The 25670-nt window shown below is 64.0% G+C and carries 19 protein-coding genes and 4 tRNA genes; 4 read left to right on the top strand and 19 right to left on the bottom strand.

What is annotated here, in order from left to right:
* Positions 1-43: 43 nt before the first annotated feature.
* The 7 genes from PSEMO_RS15840 to leuC form a co-directional block, all read right to left on the bottom strand.
* Positions 44-3040 carry a FimV/HubP family polar landmark protein gene (locus PSEMO_RS15840; protein ID WP_075803920.1) on the bottom strand — a complete coding sequence of 999 codons (2997 nt, stop codon included), beginning with the start codon at positions 3038-3040 and terminating at the stop codon, positions 44-46.
* Between the two features lie 148 nt (positions 3041-3188).
* The gene (locus PSEMO_RS15835; RefSeq protein WP_075803919.1) at positions 3189-4199 is read right to left on the bottom strand and encodes an aspartate-semialdehyde dehydrogenase; all 1011 of its coding nucleotides are present in this window, start codon (positions 4197-4199) and stop codon (positions 3189-3191) included.
* Positions 4200-4415: 216 nt separating this feature from the next.
* The gene (gene asd, locus PSEMO_RS15830; protein WP_075803918.1) at positions 4416-5528 is read right to left on the bottom strand and encodes an aspartate-semialdehyde dehydrogenase; all 1113 of its coding nucleotides are present in this window, start codon (positions 5526-5528) and stop codon (positions 4416-4418) included.
* Positions 5529-5594: 66 nt separating this feature from the next.
* Positions 5595-6677: a 3-isopropylmalate dehydrogenase gene (gene leuB / locus PSEMO_RS15825; RefSeq protein WP_075803917.1), complete on the bottom strand. Its 1083-nt coding sequence runs from the start codon at positions 6675-6677 to the stop codon at positions 5595-5597.
* A 65-nt stretch (positions 6678-6742) separates the two neighbouring features.
* Positions 6743-7507: a class I SAM-dependent methyltransferase gene (locus tag PSEMO_RS15820; RefSeq protein ID WP_075803916.1), complete on the bottom strand. Its 765-nt coding sequence runs from the start codon at positions 7505-7507 to the stop codon at positions 6743-6745.
* Between the two features lie 173 nt (positions 7508-7680).
* Positions 7681-8328, bottom strand: coding sequence for a 3-isopropylmalate dehydratase small subunit (gene leuD / locus PSEMO_RS15815; protein ID WP_075803915.1), 648 nt, complete (start codon positions 8326-8328; stop codon positions 7681-7683).
* The gene (leuC, locus tag PSEMO_RS15810) at positions 8325-9758 is read right to left on the bottom strand and encodes a 3-isopropylmalate dehydratase large subunit (RefSeq protein ID WP_075803914.1); all 1434 of its coding nucleotides are present in this window, start codon (positions 9756-9758) and stop codon (positions 8325-8327) included. Before leuC ends, leuD begins: the two co-directional genes overlap by 4 nt.
* Positions 9759-9886: 128 nt before the next feature.
* Here leuC and PSEMO_RS15805 point away from each other — a divergent pair, with 128 nt between their 5' ends.
* Together PSEMO_RS15805 and PSEMO_RS15800 are read left to right on the top strand one after the other, a co-directional pair.
* A complete protein-coding gene (locus PSEMO_RS15805) occupies positions 9887-10765 on the top strand; it encodes a LysR family transcriptional regulator (RefSeq protein WP_075803913.1) in 879 nt (292 codons plus the stop codon).
* A gap of 64 nt (positions 10766-10829) precedes the next feature.
* Positions 10830-13748, top strand: coding sequence for an EAL domain-containing protein (locus PSEMO_RS15800; protein WP_075803912.1), 2919 nt, complete (start codon positions 10830-10832; stop codon positions 13746-13748).
* A 145-nt stretch (positions 13749-13893) separates the two neighbouring features.
* Here the strand turns inward: PSEMO_RS15800 and PSEMO_RS15795 are convergent, their stop codons facing one another.
* The 11 genes from PSEMO_RS15795 to gltX all read right to left on the bottom strand — a co-directional run bounded on the left by PSEMO_RS15795 (position 13894) and on the right by gltX (position 20558).
* Positions 13894-14340, bottom strand: a complete 447-nt coding sequence (locus PSEMO_RS15795; protein WP_075803911.1) for an Hsp20 family protein — start codon at positions 14338-14340, stop codon at positions 13894-13896.
* Between the two features lie 115 nt (positions 14341-14455).
* Complete coding sequence (locus tag PSEMO_RS15790; RefSeq protein WP_075803910.1) at positions 14456-15418, bottom strand: tRNA dihydrouridine synthase; 963 nt, start codon at positions 15416-15418, stop codon at positions 14456-14458.
* Between the two features lie 409 nt (positions 15419-15827).
* Entirely contained in the window at positions 15828-16259 is a 432-nt protein-coding gene (locus PSEMO_RS15785; RefSeq protein WP_081430264.1) for a GNAT family N-acetyltransferase, read from the bottom strand.
* Positions 16256-16696: an acyl-CoA thioesterase gene (locus tag PSEMO_RS15780; protein ID WP_075803909.1), complete on the bottom strand. Its 441-nt coding sequence runs from the start codon at positions 16694-16696 to the stop codon at positions 16256-16258. The genes PSEMO_RS15785 and PSEMO_RS15780 overlap by 4 nt, the downstream gene beginning before the upstream one ends.
* 44 nt (positions 16697-16740) lie before the next feature.
* A complete protein-coding gene (locus PSEMO_RS15775) occupies positions 16741-17574 on the bottom strand; it encodes an alpha/beta fold hydrolase (RefSeq protein ID WP_075803908.1) in 834 nt (277 codons plus the stop codon).
* A 23-nt stretch (positions 17575-17597) separates the two neighbouring features.
* Positions 17598-18137, bottom strand: coding sequence for a TetR/AcrR family transcriptional regulator (locus PSEMO_RS15770; RefSeq protein WP_075803907.1), 540 nt, complete (start codon positions 18135-18137; stop codon positions 17598-17600).
* A gap of 167 nt (positions 18138-18304) precedes the next feature.
* Positions 18305-18380, bottom strand: a tRNA-Glu gene (locus PSEMO_RS15765).
* A gap of 44 nt (positions 18381-18424) precedes the next feature.
* A tRNA-Ala gene (locus PSEMO_RS15760) sits at positions 18425-18500 on the bottom strand.
* Positions 18501-18553: 53 nt separating this feature from the next.
* Positions 18554-18629 (bottom strand) — tRNA-Glu (locus PSEMO_RS15755).
* A gap of 72 nt (positions 18630-18701) precedes the next feature.
* A tRNA-Ala gene (locus tag PSEMO_RS15750) sits at positions 18702-18777 on the bottom strand.
* 299 nt (positions 18778-19076) lie between these two features.
* The gene (gene gltX, locus PSEMO_RS15745; protein WP_075803906.1) at positions 19077-20558 is read right to left on the bottom strand and encodes a glutamate--tRNA ligase; all 1482 of its coding nucleotides are present in this window, start codon (positions 20556-20558) and stop codon (positions 19077-19079) included.
* Between the two features lie 142 nt (positions 20559-20700).
* On the opposite strand from gltX, the gene PSEMO_RS15740 reads away from it, so the two are divergent.
* Complete coding sequence (locus PSEMO_RS15740; protein WP_075803905.1) at positions 20701-21741, top strand: HlyD family secretion protein; 1041 nt, start codon at positions 20701-20703, stop codon at positions 21739-21741.
* Entirely contained in the window at positions 21731-23281 is a 1551-nt protein-coding gene (locus PSEMO_RS15735; protein ID WP_075803904.1) for an MDR family MFS transporter, read from the top strand. Before PSEMO_RS15740 ends, PSEMO_RS15735 begins: the two co-directional genes overlap by 11 nt.
* Before the next feature lie 110 nt (positions 23282-23391).
* Here PSEMO_RS15735 and uvrB read toward each other — a convergent pair whose 3' ends face one another.
* Positions 23392-25407 (bottom strand): excinuclease ABC subunit UvrB, encoded by a 2016-nt coding sequence (gene uvrB, locus PSEMO_RS15730; protein WP_075803903.1) that lies wholly within the window; start codon positions 25405-25407, stop codon positions 23392-23394.
* Positions 25408-25670 lie beyond the last annotated feature (263 nt).

Below are 25670 nucleotides of genomic sequence, written 5' to 3'. Positions count from 1 at the left end.
ACGGCAGCCGCGAGGGCTGCCGTCGGGATTACTGCGGTAGGAGTCAGACCAGCTTGCTACGCAGCTCGTTGGCTTCGCGGCGCTGGGCCTGGTCGCCTTCCTTGTTGACCTCGTCGAGGATGTCGCGGGCACCGTCATGGTCGCCCATGTCGATGTAGGCGCGGGCCAGGTCGAGCTTGGTGGCGACTTCGTCGGTGCCGGCCAGGTAGTCGAAATCATCGTCCTCCGGCAGCGCAGCGGCGTCCTCGGCGGTGAAGTGCGGCTCCAGCGACGGGGTTTCCAGGCTGGCGGAGAGCTTGTCCAGCTCGGCGTTGACGTTGTCCAGCTCGGCGGCGAAGTTCTTCGACGCGGCATCGTCCTCGCCCGGCAGCGACAGGTCGAAGTCGTCCGGCAGCTCCAGCGGCGGCAGGTCGGCCTCCAGGCCCAGGTCGTTGTCGAAGGCCGCCAGTTCCGCTTCGATATCCAGCGGTGGACGGTTTTCGGTGGCAACGTCCGGGGTTTCGTCCGGGACGCTGAGGTCGAAGTCAGCGTCGGACAGGTCGTCGGTCGCGCCGGACTGCGCCTTGGTGTGCTCGTCGAGCAAGGCATCGAAGTCCATGTCATCGGCGGCCGCCGACAGTTCAGGCTCGGGCTCGGCTTGCGGCGCGGCAGGTACTTCCGGCTCGGTGGCGGCGTAGTCCTGGAACAGGGCATCGAAGTCTACGTCATCGGTGGTCGCTGGTGGCTCGGCCTGTGGCTCCGGTTCAACGGCCTGGGCAGCGGTGTGTTCCTGCAGCAGGCTGTCGAAGTCCAGATCGTCGACAACCGGCGGTTCCGGTTCCGGCTCGGCTTGTGGCGCCGGCTCGGCAGCCTGGGCTGCGACCTGCTCTTCAAGCAGACTGTCGAAGTCCAGGTCGGCGAAGGCGCTGGTGTCGGGCTCGAGCTGTGGCGGCTCGGCCTGCAGTGCTTCCGGGTTGTCTTGCAGCAGCGTGTCGAAGTCCAGGTCGTCCAGCGCGGCCAGGTCAGCCACTGACTCTGCTTGTGGTTCGGGAGCTGGAGCCGGCTCTGGTTGCACCTGTGCCTGCTCGCTGGCCTGGACCGCTGCCTGGTCAGCCGGAGCTTCCAGGTCCAGGCCATCGAGGTCGTCGAGGCTCAGGTCGAAGGCGCTGTCCAGGTCATCATCGGCCGGCAGGTCATCGGACTGTGGCTCGTCGGACATCAGATCCTCGACGAACTTCTCGTCGAGACCACTGGCCACGGCAGCACCGCCCGCCGCCGCGGCGACGGCAGCTACGGCCAGCATGTTGGGAAAACGGCTCTTCAGCGCTTCGACTTCGGCGAGGTTCTGCGGATTGGCCTGGAGCTGGCGCTCCTGCATGACGAAACCAGCGCGATCGCCCTGGTGCGCATAGACCTCCATCAGTTTCAGGCGCAGGTCGCTGCGCTGCGGAAACTTCTCCACCGCCGGTTCCAGCAGGTTGGACGCCTGCATCAGCCGGCCATTGGCGATGCAGTCGTCGATCTCGGCCATGAACGGATCGGTTTTCGGCTGCGCCTCGGGCTCGGCGACACGCGGCTCGCTGACCTGCTCGGCGGCGGTGGCGGCAGCGGCGGACGCGGCAACCACCGCCGGGGCCAGGGTGACGGTCGGCGGCACGATGTCGAGGCCGTCGAAGCTGCTTGGCGGCAGGTCGGCATCCGGACCGAGGTCGCTTTCTTCAGCCAGGGCGCGGGCCATGCGCAGGTGTTTTTCCGCTTCCTGCTGGGCCTTGCGCTTGCGCATCAGCAGCAATACCAGCAGAAGCAGGACCAGGGCGGCAGAGCCGGCGATCAGCGCCAGCAGCCACGGGTTGCCGAGGATGCCGTCGAGCGTGTTGCCTTGGGCCTCGGGGGTCGCAGCGTCGGCCGGTGCGGCGTCCTGCTCCGGTGCGGTATCGACCGCCGCCGGCGGCGGGGTGACTACCGGCTCGGCAGCCGGGGCCGGGCTGGGTTGCAGGGTCGCGTCGATCACCGGGGCGGTGGCCACCGCGGGCGCCACCGGAGCCGCCGGGGCATTGCCCTGGGCTTCGAGGCGGGCCAACTGGTCGTTCTTCAGCTCGATCAGGCGTTGCAGCTTGTCCAGCTGGCTTTGCAGATCGGCTACGCGGCTTTTCAGTTCGTCGCCTTCGCGGCGGCTGGTGTCGAGGTTTTCCTGGGTCGCCGCCAGCTTGTCGCTCAGCGCCTTGTCACTGCCCGCGCCCTGACCGCCGGGGGCAACCAGCTTGAGGTTGTCCTGCTGGGCGATACGCGACGGCGACGGCTGGGCCGTGCTGCGCCGGGTGGCATCCAGTTGGCGCGCCTGCGGACCAAGGCGACGGCCTTCGCGCCAGGCGGCGTATTGCTCGTTGACCTCTTTTACCGCCTGGGCCTGGGGAATGCTCTGGATCTGTTGCTGGTCCGGCATGCGCAGGACCTGGCCGGTCTTCAACTGGTTGATATTGCCGTTGATGAAGGCGTCCGGGTTGAGCGCCTGGATCGCCAGCATGGCCTGCTGCACCGAGCCGCCCTGGCGCGAGCGCGAAGCGATGTCCCAGAGGGTGTCGCGGCGCACCGTGGTGTGGCTGGCCGGGGCACTCACCGCCGGGGTCACGCCGGAGGCGGCCTGGGCGGTTTCCGGGGAGAACTTGGACGGATCGAGCAGCACGCTGTAGTCGCGCAGCAGGCGGCCTTGCGGCCACATCACCTGGACCAGGAACTTGACCATCGGCTCCGCCAGCGGCTGGCTGGAGGTGACTTTCAGCACGCTCTTGCCCGCCGGATTGATCACCGGGGTGAAGGTCAGGTCATTGAGGAACGGCTGGCGCTCGACGCCGGCCTTGGCGAATTCTTCCGCCGGCGCCAGGCTCGGCTTGACGTCGGCGGCGCTCAGGTCGCGCACATCGAGCAGTTCGATCTCGGCGTTGAGGGGCTGGTCCTGTGCCGACTTGAGGGTCAGCTCGCCAAGCCCGAGGGCATGCGCCATACCGGAAGACAGCGCCGACGCTGCGGCTATTGCTAACACCAGTTTGCGAATTCGAAGCATGACCTCATCCTTTGTTTTGAAGCGTCCCCGGGAACCGAGAAGAACTGAAGAACTGCCGTGAGGCTTGTTACCAGACTGCTATTGAAGATTGAAGGCAAGTTGCCTCCAACCTTTAATGGTCAATATGCAAAGTGTTGCCAAGTATCTTTTACACAAGGTCTTTTATCAACAATTCAGCCAGCTGTACGGCGTTCAAACCTGCGCCCTTGCGCACATTGTCGGTGGTCAGCCAGAGATTGAGTTGCTGTGGCTCGTCGATACCGCTGCGAACACGACCTACATAGACCACGTCCTGGCCGACGGCATCGCCCACCGGCGTCGGATAGTCGCCCTCCTCCACCAGCTCGACACTGTCCGCTGCGTCCAGCGCCTTGTTCACTGCGGCCAGATCGACCGCTTCGCTGGCATTCAGGCTGACAGTGTAGCTATCGCCAAAAAACACCGGGACTTGAACGCAGGTGACTGAAATCTTGAGTAAAGGCAGGTCGAGCAGTTCGCGCAACTCGCGGACCAGGCGGCGCTCCAGCAGGCCATGGCCCTGCTCGTCGCTGGCACCGACCTGGGCCAGCAGGTTGAAGGCCATCTGCCGGTCGAAGAAGCGCGGCTCCAGCGGACGGGCGTTGAGCAGTTCGGCGGTTTGCCGGGCCAGCTCGCTGACGGCTTCGCGGCCCTGGGCGGAAACGGCGAGGCTGGCGGTGACGGTGACGCGCTCGAGGGTCAGGAGGTTTTTCAGCGGGGCGAGGACAACGGCCAGGGCCACGGCGGCGGCGCTCGGGCTGTGCAGGGTGGCCGGGGCTTTCAGGGTGTCCAGCACCTGGGGATTGGCTTCCGGGACCACGGCGGGTGCCTGCTCGGCAGGCAATGCGCCGGACAGGTCGATCACCGTGCAGCCGGCGGCCTGGGCGCGGGGTGCAAAGCTCAGGGTCACGGCCGGGCCGGCGGCGAAGAAGGCCAGGCGCACCTTGGCGAAGTCGAAGTCGTCGACGTCGCGGCTGCGCAGGTTCTTGCCGCGAAAGCTCACGGCGCTGCCGGCGGATTCGTTGCTGGCCAGCAGGTACAGGGTGCCCACCGGGAAGTTGCGTTCCTCGAGGATCTGCACGAGGGTTTCGCCGACGGTGCCGGTGGCGCCGATGACGGCGATGTCGATGGGCTTGGTCATGTGGAGATCTCTCTGGCCTATTGGGACTGCTTTGCAGTCCTTCGCGGGCAAGCCACGCTCCTACAGTCACCGCGTGCTTCTGTAGGAGCGTGGCTTGCCCGCGAAGGACCGCAAAGCGGTCCCGGGAATTCGGGAGCGGCACTTTACTTTGATTTGTCCGAAAACAAAAAACCCGCGCTGTCACCAGCACGGGTTTTTCAGGTTACCGCAAGGCGATCAACGCTCCAGCAGGATCCGCAGCATGCGGCGCAGCGGTTCGGCCGCGCCCCAAAGCAGCTGGTCGCCGACGGTGAAGGCACCGATGTACTGGGAACCCATGTTCAGCTTGCGCAGACGACCCACCGGGATGTTCAGGGTGCCGGTGACGTTGGTCGGGGTCAGCTCCTTCATGCTGATCTCGCGCTGGTTCGGCACCAGTTTCACCCAGGGGTTGTGCTGGCTGATCAGGCCTTCGATGTCGGCCAGCGGCACGTCCTTGTTCAGCTTGATGGTCAGCGCCTGGCTGTGGCAGCGCATGGCGCCGATACGTACGCAGATGCCGTCCACCGGGATCGGGCTCTTGAAGCGACCGAGGATCTTGTTGGTCTCGGCCTGGGCTTTCCACTCTTCGCGGCTCTGGCCGTTCGGCAGTTCCTTGTCGATCCACGGGATCAGGCTGCCGGCCAGCGGTACGCCGAAGTTTTCGGTCGGGTAGGCCTCGCTGCGCATGGCCTCGGCGACCTTGCGGTCGATGTCGAGGATGGCACTGGCCGGGTTGGCCAGTTCGTCGGCCACGGCGGCGTTGGTCGCGCCCATCTGGCGGATCAGCTCGCGCATGTTCTGCGCGCCGGCACCGGAGGCCGCCTGGTAGGTCATGGCGCTCATCCACTCGACCAGGCCGGCTTCGAACAGGCCGCCCAGGCCCATCAGCATCAGGCTGACGGTGCAGTTGCCGCCGATGTAGTTTTTGGTCCCGGCATCCAGCTGCTGGTCGATGACCTTGCGGTTGACCGGGTCGAGGACGATGACCGCGTCATCCTGCATGCGCAGGGACGAGGCGGCGTCGATCCAGTAGCCCTGCCAGCCGGCTTCGCGCAGCTTGGGGAAGACTTCGTTGGTGTAGTCGCCGCCCTGGCAGGTCAGGATCACGTCCAGGGTCTTGAGTTCGTCGATGCTGTAGGCATCCTTCAGCGGGGCAATGTCCTTGCCCACTGCAGGGCCCTGGCCACCGACGTTGGAGGTGGTGAAGAACACCGGCTCGATAAGATCGAAATCCTGCTCCTCGAGCATCCGCTGCATGAGCACGGAACCGACCATTCCGCGCCAACCGATCAGACCTACACGTTTCATCGCAACTACACCTTCGCTAAAAGTGGGCCGCTGCCCTGTTGTGGTTTCGGCAGCGGGCCAGAGAGATTACAGATTCCGCAGCGCTGCGACTACTGCGTCGCCCATTTGCTGCGTACCGACCTTGGTGCAACCTTCGGACCAGATGTCGCCGGTACGCAGGCCCTGGTCGAGAACCAGGCTCACCGCTTTCTCGATGGCCTCGGCGGCATCGTGCTGGTTGAAGCTGTAGCGCAGCATCATCGAGACCGAGAGGATGGTCGCCAGCGGGTTGGCGATGCCTTGCCCGGCGATGTCCGGTGCGGAACCGTGGCACGGCTCGTACATGCCCTTGTTGTGGGCGTCCAGGGAGGCCGACGGCAGCATGCCGATGGAACCGGTGAGCATGGAAGCCTCATCCGACAGGATGTCGCCGAACATGTTGTCGGTGACCATCACGTCGAACTGCTTCGGCGCGCGGACCAGCTGCATGGCGGCGTTGTCGACGTACATGTGGCTCAGTTCGACGTCCGGGTAGTCCTTGGCGACGTCCTCGACCACTTCTCGCCACAGCTGGCTGGAGGCCAGGACGTTGGCCTTGTCCACCGAGCAGAGCTTCTTGCCACGCACGCGGGCCATGTCGAAGCCGACACGGGCGATGCGGCGGATTTCGCTTTCGCTGTACGGCAGGGTGTCGTAGGACTGGCGCTCGCCGTTTTCCAGCTCGCGGGTGCCACGCGGGGCGCCGAAGTAGATGCCGCCGGTCAGCTCGCGGACGATCAGGATGTCCAGGCCGGAGACGATTTCACGCTTCAGCGAGGAGGCGTCGGCCAGTTGCGGGTAGAGGATCGCCGGACGCAGGTTGGCGAACAGGCCCAGTTGCGAACGGATCTTCAGCAGGCCGCGCTCAGGGCGGATGTCACGCTCGATCTTGTCCCACTTCGGCCCACCCACGGCGCCCAGCAGCACGGCATCGGCCTTGCGTGCACGCTCCAGGGTCTCGTCGGCCAGCGGCACGCCGTGCTTGTCGATGGCGGCGCCGCCGATCACGTCGTGCTCCAGGGCGAAGCCGAGCTGGAACTTGTCGTTGGCCAGCTCCAGCACCTTGACGGCCTCGGCGGTGATTTCAGGACCGATACCGTCACCCGGGAGAATCAGAATCTGCTTGCTCATGCTTTCCTCTATCTCGAATCAAGCGGCGCGCCGAAGGTGGCGCGCCGGTAACAATCTGCTGGATTTCAGCGTTCGGCCCAGAGCACCAGGACATCGGTGCTGAAGGAGCCATCGGCTTCGATCCGGTAATACTGCCGTACTTCTTCGCCCATCGCCTGCTGCAATTGCAGGATGGCGGCGCGCATGGCTTCTGGCGTACGCATGCGTTCGACCCAGGAAGTCCATTCCAGGCGCAGGCTCTGGCGCGTGTGGCTACGCACGTGAAGGCCGGCTTCGCTGACCTGGCGCAGCCATTCGGCGGCGGAATAGTCGCGTACGTGGCTGGTGTCGCGCAGCACTTCGACGGTCTGCAGGTAGGTATCCAGCAATGGGCTGCCCGGCGACATGACATCGACGAAGGCGGCCACGCCACCCGGCTTGAGCACCCGGCGCACTTCGCGCAGGGCCAGGCCGAGGTCGCTCCAGTGGTGCGCGGAGTAGCGGCTGAAGACGAAGTCGAAGGCGGCGTCGGCGAACGGCAGGCGTTCGGCGGCACCGCGTTCGGTGACGATATTGTGCAGGCCGCGCCCGGAGGCACTGGCGGCGACCACGTCGAGCATCTGCTGCGACAGGTCGTAGGCCACCACTTCGGCGACCAGCGGGGCCACATGGAAGCTGACATGGCCGGCGCCGCAGCCCAGGTCGAGGACGCGAGCGCCCTCCTGGCCGGCCAGTTCGGCCTGGAGCAGGGCGAACTCGCTGCCCTGGGCGTGCACGGCACTGCTGAGGTAGGCGCTGGCCTGGTCGCCGAACTGGCGCTGGACAACGTCCTTGTGGCTGCTGCTGGTCATCTTTTCGTCTCCGGGGCCCTATCGCTGGCAAGCCAGCTCCCACAGGGCTCTGTGCTGTTCACACCATCTGTGCCCAACACAGGACCTGTGCATGTGCTGTTCACACTCTCCGCGTTCAACGCAGGACCTGTGGGAGCTGGCTTGCCAGCGATGAGGCCGGCACATTCAACACATCATTTGGCGTCGCGGAACAACCATGGCTGGCTGGCACGGTGACGGGCCTCGAAGGCGCCGATAGCATCGCTGTCCTGCAGGGTCAGGCCGATATCGTCCAGGCCGTTGAGCAGGCAGTGCTTGCGGAACGCGTCGATCTCGAAGCCCAGCACCTTGCCGTCGGGACGGGTCACGGTCTGCGCCTGCAGGTCGATGGTCAGCTGGTAGCCCGGGTCGGCTTCGACCTGCTTGAACAGCTCGTCGACTTCCTCGTCGCTGAGGATGATCGGCAGCAGGCCGTTCTTGAAGCTGTTGTTGAAGAAGATGTCGGCATAGCTCGGCGCGATGATGCTGCGGAAACCATACTCTTCCAGGGCCCACGGGGCGTGCTCGCGGCTCGAACCGCAACCGAAGTTCTCACGGGCCAGCAACACGCTGGCGCCCTGGTAGCGATCATGGTTGAGGACGAAGTCCATGTTCTTCGGACGCTTGCTGTTGTCCTGGTACGGCTGGCCGACATCCAGGTAACGCCATTCGTCGAACAGGTTCGGACCGAAACCGGTGCGCTTGATCGACTTCAAAAACTGCTTGGGAATGATCTGGTCGGTGTCGACGTTGGCACGGTCCAGAGGGGCAACGAGGCCGGTGTGCTGGGTAAAGGCTTTCATGCTGCGCTCCCTTGGATCAACTCGCGTACATCGATGAAACGGCCGGTAACGGCGGCGGCGGCGGCCATGGCCGGGCTGACCAGGTGGGTACGACCACCGGCACCCTGGCGGCCTTCGAAGTTGCGGTTGGAGGTCGACGCGCAGTGCTCGCCGCTCTCCAGGCGGTCCGGGTTCATGGCCAGGCACATGGAGCAGCCCGGTTCACGCCATTCGAAGCCGGCTTCGAGGAAGATCTTGTCCAGGCCTTCTTTCTCGGCCTGCTCTTTTACCAGGCCAGAGCCCGGTACCACGATCGCCTGCTTGATGGTCGCGGCCACCTTGCGGCCCTTGGCGATTTCCGCTGCGGCACGCAGGTCTTCGATCCGCGAGTTGGTGCAGGAACCGATGAACACGCGGTCCAGCTGGATATCGGTGATCGCCTGGTTGGCGCTCAGGCCCATGTACTTCAGGGCGCGCTCGATGGAGCCACGCTTGACCAGGTCGGCCTCGGCAGCCGGATCCGGCACGCGCTGGTCGATGGCCAGGACCATCTCCGGGGACGTGCCCCAGCTGACTTGCGGCTTGATGTCCGCTGCGTTCAGCTCGACCACGGTGTCGAACACCGCGTCGGCGTCGGAAACCAGGTCTTTCCAGGCTTCGACGGCCAGGTCCCATTGCTCGCCTTTCGGCGCGTACGGGCGGCCCTTCACGTATTCGACGGTTTTCGCATCGGTAGCCACCAGGCCAACACGGGCGCCGGCTTCGATGGACATGTTGCAGATGGTCATGCGGCCTTCGACGGACAGGTCGCGAATCGCGCTGCCGGCGAACTCCATGGCATGCCCGTTACCGCCGGCAGTGCCGATCTTGCCGATCACGGCGAGGACGATGTCCTTGGCGGTGACGCCAGCGGGCAATACGCCTTCGACGCGCACCAGCATGTTCTTCATCTTCTTGGCGACCAGGCATTGGGTGGCGAGCACGTGCTCCACCTCGGAGGTGCCGATGCCGTGGGCCAGGGCGCCGAAGGCGCCGTGGGTCGAGGTGTGCGAGTCACCGCAGACCACGGTCATGCCCGGCAAGGTCGCGCCCTGCTCCGGGCTGATGACGTGGACGATGCCCTGGCGCACGTCGTTCATCTTGAATTCGGTGATGCCGTATTCGTCGCAGTTTTCGTCGAGGGTCTGCACCTGCAGGCGCGACACCTGGTCGACGATGGCGTCGATACCGCCCTTGCGCTCGGGGGTGGTCGGCACGTTGTGGTCCGGGGTGGCGATGTTGGCATCGATGCGCCAAGGTTTGCGATTCGCCAGGCGCAGGCCTTCGAAGGCTTGCGGCGAGGTCACTTCGTGGATGATGTGACGGTCGATGTAGATCAGCGCGGAGCCATCGTCGCGCTGCTTGACCAAATGCGAATCCCAGAGCTTGTCGTAAAGCGTTTTGCCGGCCATCAGGCGTTCCTCATCAGTCTTTCTATGCCAATAACCCCTTGGCTTGTACGGCTGATGGTATGGCGTTAGATTGGATAACTCAAATTCATAATTTTTATGCTTTGGATAACCAAGAGGAATCCGAAACCGTGGACCTGGCCAACCTCAACGCCTTTATCGCGATTGCCGAAACCGGCAGCTTTTCCGGGGCCGGGGAGCGCCTGCACCTGACCCAGCCGGCGATCAGCAAGCGCATCGCCGGGCTGGAGCAGCAGCTCGACGTGCGCCTGTTCGACCGCCTCGGCCGCGAGGTCAGCCTGACCGAGGCCGGCCGCGCCCTGCTGCCCCGCGCCTATCAGATCATCAATGTGCTGGACGACACCCGCCGGGCCCTGACCAACCTCACCGGCGAGGTCAGCGGGCGCCTGACCCTGGCTACCAGCCATCACATCGGCCTGCACCGTCTGCCGCCGCTGCTGCGCGCCTTTACCCGGCAGTATCCGGCGGTCGCCCTGGATATCCAGTTCCTCGATTCGGAAGTCGCCTACGAGGAAATCCTCCACGGCCGCGCGGAAATCGCCGTGATTACCCTGGCGCCGGAGCCCCACGGCCTGGTGCGAGCGGTGCCGGTATGGGACGACCCGCTGGATTTCGTGGTGGCCCCGGAGCATCCGCTGGCGCGCAAGGCTGCCGCCGGTCTGGAAGATATTGCCCACCATCCGGCGGTTTTCCCCGGTGGCAACACCTTTACCCACCATATCGTGCACCGCTTGTTCGAGGGCCAGGGCCTCACGCCGAACATCGCCATGAGCACCAACTATCTGGAAACCATAAAGATGATGGTGTCGATCGGCCTGGCCTGGAGCGTTTTGCCGCGCACCATGCTCGATGACCAGGTGGCTTCCATCAGCTTGCCGGGCATACAGCTGACTCGCCAGCTAGGCTACATTCTTCATACGGAACGAACGTTATCGAATGCAGCCAGAGCCTTTATGGCACTGCTCGACAGCCATGCGAGAAAAACCTGAGGCCACCCGTTGCGCCGGGCCGGCCCATACCAAGGAAGCGTATTCGCCAAAGGTCTGGTAATCGATGCCCACTACACCCCGTTTTCCGCGCCTTCCACGTATCCTCGCGGCCGATCCCCAGGAGTCGGAGCAGACCTGGGAAAACGCTCCGCAATTGCTCGCGGCCCTGAACGGCGCCCGTCTCGGTGCCTGGTTCTGGGACGTCGAGACCGGCCGCATCAGTTGGTCGCGGGGCACCCAGGCGCTGTTCGGCTACGACCCGCGCCAGCCACTGCCCAAGGACCTGGATTACCTGGACCTGCTGCCGCCGGAAGACCGCGAGCGCACCGTCCAGGCCTTCTATGCGGTCGTGGCCGGCGAACCGCAGGAACAGGCCATGCGCCATCGCATCCGCTGGCCCGACGGCACCCTGCACTGGCTGGAGATCAGCGGCAGCCTGACCCATGACAAGGACGGCCGGCCGCAGATGGTCGGGGTGATCCGCGAGATCACCGCCCAGCGCGAGCGCGAAGCGGCGCTCAAGGACAGCCAGGAGCGTCTCGACCTGGCCCTGGACTCGGCGCAACTGGGCACCTGGGACTGGCATATCCCCAGCGGCATGCTCTATGGCTCGGCCCGTGCCGTGCAGTTGCACGGCCTGGAGCCAGTGCCCTTCCACGAGTCTTTCGAAGCCTTCTTCGAGGGCGTTCCGGAAGACGAGCGCTCCAGCATGCGCCAGGCGTACCGCAGCCTGCGCGAGGGCCCGGCGGGCAATTACCAGATCACCTACCGCATCCAGCTGGAAAACGGCAACTCACGCTACCTGGAAAGCCGCGCGCGGCTGTACCGCGACGAAGAAGGCAACCCCCTGCGCATGGCCGGGACCTTGCTGGACATCACCGACCAGGTCGAGCGCGAGCAGCGCCTGATGGCCTCGGAGGAGAAATTCGCCGGATTGTTCCAGGTCAGCCCCGACCCGATCTGCGTCACCCGCCAGGACAACGGCCAGTTCATCGAGATCAACCCGGCCTTTACCCAGACCTTCGGCTGGAGCGCCGACGAGGTGCTGGGCCGCAATGCCGAGGAAATCGGCCTGTGGGCAGAGTCCTCGGCGCGGGCCAGGCGCATCGAGCAGGTGATTCGCGACCAGGCCCTGAACAACGTGGCGATCGTGGTCAACCACAAGCACGGCCAGGCCCTGACCTGCGTTATTTCCAGCCGCCTGATCAAGGTCGACAACCAGACCTGCAGCGTCACCACGCTACGCGATATCACCCAGCAGCAGCGCGCCGAAGCCGCACTCAAGGCCAGCGAGGAGAAGTTCGCCAAGGCCTTCCACTCCAGCCCCGATGCCATCAGCATCAGCGAACTGCAGACCGGGCGCTACCTGGAGGTCAACGACGGCTTCTGCCGCCTGACCGGCTACAGCGCCGGCGAAGTGCTCGGGCGCAGCGCCAACCAGATCGGCTTCTGGGCCGATGACAAGCAGCACGAGATGCTGGTGGCCGAGCTGCAACAGCGTGAGCGGGTGCACCACCGGGAAATGCTCGGGCGCAGCAAGAGCGGCGACCTGCTGACTCTGGAAGTCTCGGTTGAACCGATCACCCTGAATGAAACCGACTGCCTGCTGCTGACCGCCCGGGATGTCAGCCAGTTGAAGAACGCCCAGGCGCAGATCCGCCACCTGGCCTACCACGATCCGCTGACCAACCTGCCCAACCGCGCCCTGCTGATGGACCGCCTGAGCCAGCAGATCGCCCTGCTCAAGCGCCACAACCTGCGTGGCGCCCTGCTGTTCCTCGATCTCGATCACTTCAAGCACATCAACGATTCGCTCGGCCATCCGGTGGGTGACACGGTGCTGAAGATCATCACTGCACGCCTGGAAGCCAGCGTGCGCCTGGAAGATACCGTGGCGCGGCTGGGCGGCGACGAATTCGTGGTGCTGCTCAGCGGCCTGCAAGGCAGCCGCGAGGAAGTCACCGAGCAGGTCCAGGAACTGGCCGATACCCTGCGCCAGTTGCTCGCCGAGCCCATGTCCCTGGACGGCCAGCGCCTGCAGGTGACCCCGAGCATCGGCGTGGCACTGATCCCCGACCACGGCTCGACCCCGGCCGACCTGCTCAAGCGCGCCGATATCGCCCTGTACCGGGCCAAGGATTCCGGACGCAACACCACCCAGTTGTTCCACACCACCATGCAGAAGGCCGCCAGCGAGCGCCTGCGCATGGAAAGCGACCTGCGCATGGCCCTGACCCGCGGCGAACTGGCCCTGCACTTCCAGCCCCAGGTGGATGCCCGGGACAACCGCATCGTCGGTGCCGAGGTGTTGCTGCGCTGGCACCATCCGCTGCTCGGCCAGCAGCCACCGGCGCAGTTCATCCAGGTCCTGGAGGAGAGCGGGCTGATCCTTGAGGTGGGCAACTGGATTCTCGACGAAGCCTGCGACGCCTGTTCGCACATGCTTCAGGACCAGTTGATCGATGCCGAGGATTTCAGCCTGTGCGTCAACATCAGCCCGCGGCAGTTCCGCCAGAACGACTTCGTCCAGCGGGTGCGGCGCAGCCTGGACGACTATCGCCTGCCCTATCGCATGCTCAAGCTGGAGATTACCGAAGGCATCGTGATCCAGAACCTCGAGGACACCATCAGCAAGATGCGCGAGCTGAAGGCGTTGGGGGTAGGGTTTGCCATGGATGATTTCGGCACCGGGTATTCATCGCTGACCTATCTCAAGCGCTTGCCGGTGGACACCTTGAAGATCGACCAGTCGTTCGTACGGGATGCGCCGGTGGATCCCAACGATGCGGAGATCGTCCGGGCGATCGTGGCGATGGCGCGGAGCCTGGATTTGACGGTGATTGCGGAGGGGGTGGAGCTTTCCGAGCAGCTTGAGTTTCTCGAACGGCAGGGGTGCTTCCTGTATCAGGGATATCTGCATAGCCGGCCGCTGCCGCTTGGGGATTTCCGGGCGATACTGCTGGAGACTCCCGCTGACTATTAGGGCCTCATCGCTGGCAAGCCAGCTCCCACAGGGTCCGCGGTGTATACGATCCCTGTGGGAGCTGGCTTGCCAGCGATGAGGCCCGCAAGAACAATAAAAAAGGGCGCCTGCATAAGGCGCCCTTCTCTTTTCACCTACCCCGCACTCAATTCAGCGCAGGCTTGTCCCCATTGATCGGGATACGCTTGGCCTTCGCCTCTTCCGGCACCACCCGCAGCAGATCGACGCTGAGCAGGCCGTTGGCCAGGGCCGCCGATTTGACTTCGATATGATCGGCCAGGCGGAAGGACAGTTTGAACGCACGCTGGGCAATGCCCTGGTGCAGGTAGGTGACGCTGGCATTGCCGTTGCTGTCGCGCTTGCCGCCAGTGACGGTCAGTACGCCTTTTTCCACTTGCAGATCCAGGTCTGCTTCCTGGAAGCCGGCAGCGGCAACAACGATGCGATAGTGGTCATCGCCATGTTTTTCAACATTGTAGGGTGGGTAGCTGCTACCCGACTCATTACGCGCCGCAGATTCGAACAGGTCATTGAAACGGTCGAAACCAACGGAATGGCGGAACAGTGGAGCGAGGGAAAAAGCGGTAGTCATGGATAGATCTCCTGAACATCAGCGAGTTGGGTTTGCTACGCGACCCGACTTCGGCATCGCGTACCCCATAGATGTGGACCACCAAGACCATTTCAAGCGTCGCCGGTAAAATTTTTTACGCCGCGGCGACCAGCGGCGGTACGCCAAGCAACAGGCCGACCCGGTCGCAGTCGGTTTCCCGGCGCAGTTCGGTGAACAGCGCGGTGGCTTCCGGGTAGCTCCGAGTCAGCATCGCTATCCACTGCTTCAGGCGACCCGGGGCGGAACGCGGGGTCAGCTCGACCCGGACCCGACGCCAGAAGTCCTGAATCAACGGCATCAGTTCGGCCCAGTCCATCGGCACGCACTCGACGCCATCGCGCACGGCGGCGATCTGCCGGGCCAGGTCCGGGCGCGAGACCAGGCCGCGACCCAGCATGATGTCCTTGACCCCGCTGACCTCGCGGCAGCGCCGCCAGTCGTCCAGGGTCCAGACCTCGCCATTGGCGAACACCGGCACCTTGACTACATCCTGCACCTTGGCCACCCACTCCCAGTGGGCGGGCGGTTTGTAGCCCTCGACCTTGGTCCGCGCATGCACCACGAGATGCGCCGAGCCGCCTTCGGCCAGGGCGCGGCCGCAGTCCAGGGCGCCGTCCGGGGTTTCGAAGCCCAGGCGCATTTTCGAGGTGACCGGGATGTGCGCGGGTACGGCCTTGCGCACCTCGCTGACAATGCGGAACAGCAGCTCCGGCTCCTTGAGCAGCACCGCGCCGCCGCGGGATTTGTTCACGGTCTTGGCCGGGCAGCCGAAGTTCAGGTCGATCACCGGCGCACCCAGCTCGCAGGCCAGGGCGGCGTTGTCGGCCAGGCAGACCGGGTCGGAGCCCAGCAACTGCACGCGCATCGGCACGCCGGCCGGCGTCAGCGAGCCGTGCGCCAGCTCGGACGCCATCTTGTGGAACGTGGCCTCGGGCAGCACCCGGTCGCAGACCCGGATGAACTCGGTCACGCACCAGTCGATGCCGCCGACGCGGGTCAGCACGTCGCGCATGATGTCGTCGACCAGCCCCTCCATCGGGGCCAGGGCAATTTGCATGGGGGAGAACCTCGGAAAAAGTGCGTGCATGGTAAACGGGGATGCTTCCTACAGCCACATAGGAAGAGGCCGACATGACAGGCGCACAGTTTATCTTGAAAGTACTGCGGGACCCTGTGGGAGCTGGCTTGCCAGCGATAGCGATGGTGAATTCACTACCGCTATCGCTGGCAAGCCAGCTCCCACAGGGTCCGCGCACGTCAAATCTGAAGGAGATCGATCACATGTCCACGTTCTTTGCCAACAACCAGCACCAGCACACCATCGGCCAGGGAACAGGACATGCAGATCAGAAAACACAACTACGACCTTCTCAACTTCGAACCTGACCCGCCTCCCGGGCCGGAATTGCGCTTGCCAGAGCCCCCTCGGAAAAGGCGCTCGTTCATTCAACGGGTCCTGGAAATGCTCAAGCCAAAACCTTCTCCATGAACACCCGGTTGAAGCCATGCTCGCTGCCGCGATGGGTTTCGCGGTAGCCAAGGCGCTGGTAGAGCGCCACATTCCCGGTCATGGCGGCATTGGTGTACAGGCGGATCAGGGAAAACCCGGCTTCGCGGGCACGGGCTTCGGCGAAGTCGACCAGTTGCCGGCCAAGCCCCCGCCCCTGGCAAGCCGGGTCCACGGCCACATTGGACAGCAGCATCGCCGCCGGCTCGGGACACAGCACCAGCACCGCGCAATCGTCCAGCAGCCAGACCTGCCCCCGCCGAATCAGATCACCATAATCATCATCCAGCGGCCCGGGTCGCACACCAATACGCTCGACATACGGCAGATAAGCCGCTTCCACGACCCGGCGCACGGTCATCTCATCGCCATCGAGCGCCTGCCGTATCACGCCTGCTTTTCCAGCAACGCCTGACCATAACCCTCGAGGAATTCCTGCGGCATGCGCTTGGGCTTACCTGTGGACAACTCGATGCAGACGAAGGTGGTCTGGGCCCGCAGCAAGGTGGTGCCGTCGCTCGGACGGACCAGCTGGAAGTGCCGGGTCATTTTCAGGCGCTGGTCCCAGTCGACGATCCAGGTCGCCAGTTGCAGCTCGTCGTCTTCGTAGGCGCTGGCAAGGTAGTCGATTTCATGGCGGACTACAGCCATGGCACGATCGAGGCGACGATACTCGGCCAGGTCCAGCCCCAGACGCTGGGAATGGCGCCAGGCACAACGCTCCAGCCAGGTGACGTAGACCGCGTTGTTGGCGTGCCCCAGTCCGTCGATATCCTCGGCACCCACCCGCAGGTCGATGACGAATGGCGTTGCCAGATCCCAGCTCATGCCCGCTCCCGTTTGTGATGAACGGGCATGAGTGTAACGGATGATCAGGCCGATTGGCGCAATGGCATCGCCGTGCGCTGCAACAGGTCGAGCACACCGGCGATGACCTGGGGATCGGCCAGCACGCGCTGGTGACCGCCCTCCTCCAGCATCAGCAGGCGGCTATCGAACCAGGCCTCGTGCATCAGTTGCGCTTCCCGGGCGGAAACCAGCTGATCGTCCTTGGCATGCACGATCAATCCAGGCAGATCCAGTTGGTAGCCCTTGACATCCAGATGTTCGATAGCCACCCCGACATCGCGCTCGACCTTGCGGATAAACGCCGCACGGGCCCGCGGCGGCAGGTTCAGGCGGCGGGCAAAGCCGCGCAGGACGCCGATCAACCGCGAAGGCGCAGCGATGCTGACCACGGCCTCGGCCCGTAGCCCCCATTGCAGGGCAAGCAGCATGCTGGCGCCGCCCATGGAGTGACCGATCACCGCCTTCAACGGCGGCAACTCGGCCGCCGCTTCCAGCATTGCCCTGGCGAACAGTCCAACATGCGCCTCCGCGCCCGGCGAACGGCCATGCCCGGGACCATCCAGCGCAACAGCGGTATAACCCGCCTCGACCAGCGCCTCGATCAGCCGGGCAAACTGGGTCGGGCGCCCTTCCCAACCATGCATCAGCAACACCGTCGGACCCTGCCCCCAACGCAGCGCGGAAAGACCGAAGCGCAGGGTGATGCGCTCCGCCGTCGCCAGGATCGGCAACTCCCACTCACGCGGCGGCTTGGTGTAGGGGGTCATGAAGGCACGGTGCATCTTGCTGGCGATATGCCCAGGGACCAGTCGCCCCAGGGTGCCATTGACGCCACGAATCCAGCTCAGGGTATTCATCGCTTCGCTCCAGTGGGGTTGTTTCAGATCACCGCTGTTTTGGCGGCGCGCAGAATGCGATCGGACAGTTCATCGTTACCCAGGGCGCGGGCCAGGGCCAGGCCGCCGACCATCAGGGCGAGGTCGGCGAGGAATTTGTCGGCGTCTTCGGGGCTGTCCACCAGCTCGGCGGTCATCAGCTCGATATGCTCGGCCAGGACCTGGCGAAAGTCGTCGGGCAGGCGGGTCATCTCGCTCAGGGTAGTCGGCAGTGGGCAGGCATCCACCGTGGAATCGCGGTGCTTGCGCGACAGGTAGAAGGCGGCGACCAGGGCCCGCCGGGACTGCCCGTCCAGCGCCGGATCGACCTGGGCCAGCAAGGCACGGCGCTCGCCGAGCAACTGGCTGAAGGCCTCGAGCATCAGCGCTTCCTTGCTGTCGAAGTGGGCATAGAAGCCGCCAACAGTCAGGCCGGCAGCGCTCATTACCTGGTTGACGCTGGCATCGGCCGGGCCCTGCTGGATCAACGCACAACGGGCGGCATCGAGGATGCGTTCGCGGGTCTTGGCTTTCTTGTCGTTCATGACGCTCACCGGAAAATATTATGGGTTTAATATTATGCTCATAATATTTTCTGGCAAGTCTTTTTCCTGGCCGCTTGTCGCCCCAGGGCAAAAACTTTTTCGCGGGAAAAAACAAAAGGCTCATTCAATAATCGAATGAGCCTTGAAATTCCGCAGAGCGGATAAAATGGCGTCCCCTAGGGGACTCGAACCCCTGTTACCGCCGTGAAAGGGCGGTGTCCTAGGCCACTAGACGAAGGGGACTTGTAACCTTCGTGCAGATCCGTTTTCACGAATCCTGGCGGAATTGGTGGAGCTAAGCGGGATCGAACCGCTGACCTCCTGCATGCCATGCAGGCGCTCTCCCAGCTGAGCTATAGCCCCGGATTTCTAGCCTCGCGGCCCAGCGACCTCTTTCGATATCGCTTGTGTGAAACTGGCGTCCCCTAGGGGACTCGAACCCCTGTTACCGCCGTGAAAGGGCGGTGTCCTAGGCCACTAGACGAAGGGGACGAACCTTCTTACCTTCAAGACCCGGTTGCTGGACCCGGTCTTGCTTGTCAGCCTCGGCTGCCAAGCGGAATTTGGTGGAGCTAAGCGGGATCGAACCGCTGACCTCCTGCATGCCATGCAGGCGCTCTCCCAGCTGAGCTATAGCCCCACAATGTCGCTCTGAACTTGATTCGCTTGGCTGGGTGCTTCGCGTTTCGTTTTCGTTCATCGCTGTGGACGGGGCGCATATTAAGAGCGGATGACAGACCTGTCAAACTTATTTTCAAAGAAATTCAAAAATTTTTTCCCAGATAACAACCACTTACCGTCCCCAAGCGGGAAAAGCCCCGTGTTTGCTGGGTCCCGCGCCTTTCGGCGGTGGCCTGAACGACCGCGGGGCGAGCCCCCTGCCCCGGCCAAGTGCCGAAGGTAGAAGGCTCGCCCCGCGAAAAAAACGGGTGAAGGCAATCAGGCGATGGTGCCCAACAGCTTCTCCCATTCCTTGTTTTCTTTCTTGGACACGCCGCCCAGCAGGTCCAGGGCCTGGCGCAGACGGTAGCGGGTCAGGTCCGGGCCGAGGATTTCCATGGCGTCGAGTACCGAGACCGAGCTGGCCTGGCCGCTGATCGCCGCAAACATCAGCGGCATGGCGTCACGCAGCTTCAGCTCCAGGGCCTCGACCACGGCCTGGATGCAACCGGTGATGCGGTCCTTTTCCCACTGACGCAGGCTTTCCAGTTTCCACAGGATCAGCTGGATGACCTGGCGCACCTGGTCCGGCGACAGCTTCTTGTGCTCGAACAGCTTCGCATCCAGCTTCAGCGCGCCTTCGAAGAAGAAGCCGCCCAGCGGAGCGATCTGGCTGAAGGTCTCGACCCGGCCCTGCACGTGCGGGGCGATCTTCATCATGTAGTCGCTGTTGAACGCCCACTTCTGGACCCGTGCGGCGAACTCTTCCACCGGCAGGTCACGCAGCCACTGGCCGTTGAGCCAGGACAGCTTCTCGATATCGAAGATCGGACCGCCCAGGGACACGCGGGACAGGTCGAAGTGCTCGACCATCTCGGCCAGGGAGAACTTCTCGCGCTCGTCCGGCATCGACCAGCCCATGCGGCCCAGGTAGTTGAGCATGGCTTCGGGCATGAAGCCCATGCGCTCGTAGAAGGTCACCGAGGTCGGGTTCTTGCGCTTGGACAGCTTGCTCTTGTCCGGGTTGCGCAGCAGCGGCATGTAGCACAGCTTCGGTTGTTCCCAGCCGAAGTACTCGTACAGCTTGATCAGCTTCGGCGCCGACGGCAGCCACTCTTCGCCGCGCAGGACGTGGGTGATGCCCATCAGGTGGTCGTCGACCACGTTGGCCAGGAAGTAGGTCGGCAGACCGTCGGTCTTCATCAGGACCTGCATGTCCATGCGGTCCCACGGGATCTCGACGTCGCCACGCAGCATGTCCGGGACCACGCAGACACCTTCGCTCGGCACCTTCATGCGGATCACGTGCGGCTCGCCGGCGGCCAGGCGACGTTGCACCTCTTCCGCCGACAGCAGCAGCGCGCGGCCGTCGTAGCGCGGGGTTTCACCGCGGGCCATCTGCTCGGCACGCATCTGGTCCAGCTCTTCGGCGGTGCAGAAGCACGGGAAGGCGTGGCCCAGGTCAACCAGTTGCTGGGCGTACTGCTTGTAGATCTCGCCCCGCTCGCTCTGCCGGTAAGGGCCGTGCGGACCGCCGACATCCGGGCCTTCGGCCCATTCGATGCCCAGCCAGCGCAGGGCGTCGAAGATCTGTTGCTCGGATTCGCGGGTCGAACGCAACTGGTCGGTATCTTCGATACGCAGGATGAACTCGCCGCCGTGCTGCTTGGCAAAGCAGTAGTTGAACAGGGCGATGTAGGCGGTGCCGACATGGGGATCGCCAGTCGGCGAAGGCGCGATGCGCGTACGAACGGTGGTCATGAGAGTCTCGAGAAGAGGTGAAACAAAGGCGGGATGTTAACAGGGTGCAGGCGCCGGGCTCCAGTAATGGGCGTGATCGTCACTTGCGTCGCTGGATCCAATATTTGTTAAATTTGCTTACATTTTCGGAACGATCGTCCTCATGCCTGCCCAACTCAAGCGTCGCCTGCTGATTTTTCTTTTCCTGGTCCTGATGGTTGCCCTCGCCTTCTTTGCCCATTGGTATTTGAAGGGACGCTTCTATGAAAGCACCGACAACGCCTATGTCCAGGGCGAGATCACCCGGGTTTCCAGCCAGTTGAGCGCACGCATCGACAGCGTGCTGGTACAGGACAACCAGCATGTGCAGAAAGGCGACCTGCTGGTGCGCCTGGAGTCCGATGACTTCCGCTTCGCCGTCGAGCGCGCCCGCGCCACCCTCGATACCCGCCAGGCCGAACGCCTGCAGGCGGAAAGCCGGCTGACCCAGCAGTCCAGCCTGATCGCCGCCGGCCAGGCCCAGGTGTCGGCGAGCCAGGCCACCCTCGGCCGCACGCAACTGGACCTGAACCGCGCCCAGGCCCTGCGCAAGCCGGGCTTCGTGTCCGAGGAACGGGTCACCACCCTGTCGGCGGAAAGCAATGTCGCCCGTTCCCAGGTGAGCAAGGCCCAGGCCGACCTGCAGGGCCAGCGCCAGCAGGTCAGCGCCCTGGAGGCCGAACTCAAGCGCCTCGATGCGCAGATCGCCACCGCCCGCACCGACCTGGCCCAGGCCGAGCTGAACCTGACCCGCAGCGAAATCCACGCGCCGATCAGCGGCATGATCGGCCAGCGCGCCGCCCGCGACGGCCAGTACGTACAGAACGGCGCCTACCTGCTGTCCATCGTCCCGGACCAGGACATCTGGGTTCAGGCCAACTTCAAGGAAACCCAGATCGGCAAGATGCAACCCGGACAGCGCGCCGAACTGGTCTTCGACAGCTACCCGGACACCCCGATCGAAGGCCGCGTCGACAGCCTGTTCGCCGCCTCGGGCGCGCAGTTCAGCCTGCTGCCGCCGGATAACGCCACCGGTAACTTCACCAAGGTCGTACAGCGGATTCCGGTGAAGCTGACCTTCGCCGCCGACAACCCGTTGCATGGCCGCATCCGTCCGGGCATGTCGGTCACCGCCACCGTCGACCTGCGCAGCGATGGCCGGTGATCAACTGATCCGTCCCGTCGGCGAACCGAGCCGGCGCGACTGGATCGCGGTCATGAGTGCGATGCTCGGTGCGTTCATGGCCGTGCTCGATATCCAGATCACCAACGCCTCGCTAAAGGATATCCAGGGCGCGCTGTCGGCGACCCTGGAGGAAGGCTCGTGGATTTCCACGTCCTATCTGGTGGCCGAGATCATCATGATCCCGCTGACCGCCTGGCTGGTGCAGTTGCTCTCGGCGCGGCGCCTGGCGGTGTGGGTGTCGCTCGGCTTCCTGGTGTCGTCGCTGCTCTGCTCCATGGCCTGGAACCTGGAAAGCATGATCCTGTTCCGCGCCCTGCAGGGCTTCACCGGCGGTGCACTGATCCCCCTGGCCTTCACCCTGACCCTGATCAAGCTGCCGGAACACCACCGCGCCAAGGGCATGGCGATGTTTGCCATGACCGCCACCTTCGCCCCGTCCATCGGCCCGGCGCTGGGCGGCTGGCTCACGGAGAACTGGGGCTGGGAGTACATCTTCTACATCAACATCCCGCCGGGGTTGCTGATGATCGCCGGCCTGATGTACGGCCTGGAGAAGAAGGAAGCGCATTGGGAACTGCTGAAAAGCACGGACTACGCCGGCATCGTCACCCTGGGCGTCGGCCTGGGTTGCCTGCAGGTGTTCCTCGAGGAAGGCCACCGCAAGGACTGGCTGGAATCGAGCCTGATCGTCGGCCTCGGCAGTATTGCCCTGGTCAGCCTGATCACCTTCGTCATCATCCAGTTCTCCCGGCCCAACCCGCTGATCAACCTGCGTATTCTGGGCAACCGCAATTTCGGCCTGTCGAGCATTGCCAGCCTGGGCATGGGGGTCGGGTTGTATGGCTCGATCTACCTGCTGCCGCTGTACCTGGCGCAGATCCAGAACTACAACGCCTTGCAGATTGGCGAAGTGATCATGTGGATGGGGATTCCGCAGCTGTTCCTGATCCCGTTGGTGCCCAAGCTGATGAAGGTGATTCCGCCGAAGGTGCTGTGTGCGCTGGGCTTTGGCCTGTTCGGCTTTGCCAGCTTCAGCTCCGGGGTACTCAATCCGGACTTTGCCGGGGCGCAGTTCAACAACATCCAGATCATTCGTGCCCTGGGGCAGCCGATGATCATGGTGACCATCTCGTTGATCGCCACGGCCTATATCCAGGCGCAGGATGCGGGGTCGGCGTCGAGTCTGTTCAATATCCTGCGCAACCTTGGCGGGGCCATTGGTATCGCCTTGCTGGCGACGCTGCTGGATGCGCGGACCAAAGTGTATTTCGACTATCTGCGCGAAGCGGTGGTGCCGACCAATCCGCAGGTGGCGGAACGCCTGGGGCAACTGGCGGAGAAGCTGGGCAGCGATGGCGCGGCATTGGCAAGGTTGAGCGAGATCACCCATCAGCAGGCGCTGATCATGGCGTACAACGATGCCTTCCATTTTGTCGGGATCGGGCTGGCGATCAGCATGATTGCGGTGTTGATGACCCGGAAGCTGCCGCAGGGGCTCAAGGCTGGAGAGGCGCATTGACCTTCAGGGCCCTATCGCTGGCAAGCCAGCTCCCACAGGTATCGCGTGCGCCGCAGACCCTGTGGGAGCTGGCTTGCCAGCGATGAGGCCCTCAAGAGCAATAAAGAACTTCAGGCAGTAATCAGCTTCTCACGCAACTTGGCAATATCGTCGCGCATCTGCGCCGCCGCTTCGAACTCCAGGTCCCGCGCCAGCTGGTACATCTTTTCTTCCAGTTGCTTGATGCGCTTGGTGATCTCCCCCGGCGAACGCAGCTCGGCCTCGTACTTGGCACTCTCCTCCGCCGCCTTGGCCATGCCCTTGCGCTTCTTGCTGCGCGAGCCAGGGACATTGGCGCCTTCGAGGATGTCGGTGATGTCCTTGACCACACCCTTGGGCACGATGCCGTTGGCCTCGTTGAAGGCAATCTGCTTCTCCCGGCGCCGCTCGGTCTCGTCGATCGCCCGCTGCATCGAACCGGTCATCTGGTCGGCATAGAGAATCGCCCGGCCATTGAGGTTGCGCGCCGCCCGACCAATGGTCTGGATCAACGAACGCTCGGAGCGCAGGAAGCCCTCCTTGTCCGCATCGAGGATCGCCACCAGCGACACCTCGGGCATGTCCAGGCCCTCGCGCAGCAGGTTGATCCCCACCAGCACATCGAAGGTGCCCAGACGCAGGTCGCGGATGATCTCGACCCGCTCCACCGTGTCGATATCCGAGTGCAGGTAGCGCACCCGGACATCGTGGTCGGCGAGGTAGTCGGTCAGGTCCTCGGCCATGCGCTTGGTCAGGGTGGTGACCAGCACGCGCTCTTCCAGCGCCACGCGCTTGCGGATTTCCGAGAGCAGGTCGTCGACCTGGGTCAGCGCCGGGCGGATTTCCACCTGCGGGTCGACCAGGCCGGTCGGCCGCACCACCTGCTCGACCACACGGCCGGCATGTTCCGCCTCGTAAGGCCCCGGGGTCGCGGACACGAAAATGGTCTGCGGGCTGACGCTCTCCCACTCGTCGAAGCGCATCGGCCGGTTGTCCAGCGCCGAGGGCAGGCGGAAGCCGTATTCCACCAGGGTTTCCTTGCGCGAACGGTCGCCCTTGTACATCGCCCCGACCTGCGGAACGCTGACGTGGGATTCGTCGATTACCAGCAGCGCATCCGGCGGCAGGTAGTCGTACAAGGTCGGCGGCGGCGCACCGGCCGGGCGGCCCGAGAGGTAGCGCGAGTAGTTTTCGATGCCGTTGCAGTAGCCCAGCTCGAGGATCATCTCCAGGTCGAAGCGGGTGCGCTGTTCCAGGCGCTGGGCTTCCACCAGCTTGTTGGCCTTGTGCAGGTACTCCAGGCGGTCCTTGAGCTCGTCCTTGATCCCGTCCACCGCCTCCAGCAGGGTTTCCCGCGGGGTGACGTAGTGGCTCTTGGGGTAGAAGGTGAAACGCGGCAGTTTGCGGATCACTTCGCCGGTCAGCGGATCGAAGGCCGAGAGGTTTTCCACCTCGTCGTCGAACAACTCGATGCGGATGGCTTCCAGGTCCGATTCGGCCGGGAACACGTCGATCACATCGCCACGCACGCGGAAGGTGGCGCGGGCAAAGTCCATTTCGTTGCGGGTGTATTGCAGGTCGGCCAGGCGGCGCAGCAAGGCGCGCTGGTCGAGCTTGTCGCCGCGGTCGATGTGCAGGACCATCTTCAGGTAGGTTTCCGGGCTGCCCAGACCGTAGATGCAGGACACCGTGGTGACGATGATGGCGTCGCGCCGCTCCAGCAGGGCCTTGGTGGCCGACAGGCGCATCTGCTCGATATGGTCGTTGATCGAGGCGTCCTTCTCGATGAAGGTGTCCGACGACGGCACATAGGCTTCCGGCTGGTAGTAGTCGTAATAGGAAACGAAATACTCGACCGAGTTGTTCGGGAAGAACGCCTTGAACTCGCCATACAGCTGCGCGGCGAGGGTCTTGTTCGGCGCCAGCACCAGGGTCGGGCGCTGCACCTGGGCGATGACGTTGGCGATGCTGAAGGTCTTGCCCGAGCCGGTCACGCCGAGCAGGGTCTGGTGCGCCAGGCCCGCCTCGATGCCTTCGACCATCAGGCGGATGGCTTCCGGCTGATCGCCGGCCGGCTGGAAACGGGTGACCAGTTGAAACTCGGACATGACGGACCTCTGCGCAAGTGCGGATACAGCTAACTGTATTTTTAGCCAGTAGTTATACCCAATTAAAGGCGCTCTGCGCCAGTTTCAAGACCGGGCACCCACGGTTGACCGGGGGATTCGACTAACGGTCGAAAAATATTCCCGGAAACAGCCGGAAAAGCTGCGGCAGACTGTCGCCGTGACCGAGCGGTATCACTATACTGACTCCCCGTTTGTGCACCGCTCTAGTGCATTCGGCTGGAGCGTGCGGACCCTACTCACCC

It is taken from the genome of Pseudomonas putida, from assembly GCF_001941965.1.
In the GTDB taxonomy this organism is placed as follows: Bacteria; Pseudomonadota; Gammaproteobacteria; order Pseudomonadales; family Pseudomonadaceae; genus Aquipseudomonas; species Aquipseudomonas putida_L.
The sequence above is the reverse complement of the archived record's forward strand: the minus strand, read 5'-3'. Positions and strand labels throughout refer to the sequence as shown.